This window comes from Vibrio sp. 2132-1, assembly GCF_033344315.1.
Genome location: NZ_JAWPON010000441.1, coordinates 1 through 646 on the forward strand (window position 1 = coordinate 1; position 646 = coordinate 646).

A 646-nucleotide genomic window follows, 5' to 3' on the forward strand; every position below is an offset into this window, starting at 1 on the left:
TCAAATGACTTCGGGGCCTGATATTCAGGCGAATTTGGACTTTATTGACCAGCAATGTACTTTGGCGGCCAATCAAGGAGTGAAGCTGGTGCTCACACCGGAAAATGCGGTGTTGTTTGCCAGTCGAGAAGAGTACCATCAACATGCAGAGCCGTTAGGTAGCGGTGTTATTCAAGAGCGTTTAGCCAATATCGCGAAGAGTCATCAACTGACGCTTGTCGTTGGTAGTATGCCGATTCAAACCGCGCGTGGTGTGACAACGACGACGCTCGTTTTACCACCTCACGGAAAATGCATTGCCCATTATGACAAGCTGCATATGTTTGATGTCGATGTAGAAGATGGCCATGGCAGCTACCGAGAGTCAGATACTTTCACCGCGGGCAACCAAATTGTGGTGGCAGAAACGGATATCGGCAGCGTCGGCTTGAGCATTTGTTACGACGTTCGTTTCCCCGAATTGTACAAAGCACTGCGTTTAGCGGGGGCGGATATCATTGTTGTTCCCGCCGCGTTTACTGCGGTTACTGGGCAAGCTCACTGGGAAGTATTATTGCGAGCTCGAGCAATTGAAACGCAATGTTGGATTTTAGCCAGTGGACAAACGGGAACACACCCTTGCGGTCGTAAAACGTGGGGGCATTCC

General features: G+C 50.2%; 1 protein-coding gene. It reads left to right on the forward strand.

From position 1 onward, the window contains the following. Positions 1–646 (forward strand): carbon-nitrogen hydrolase family protein (locus R8N47_RS25915; protein WP_318186195.1); only part of this gene is annotated, 646 nt, incomplete at both ends.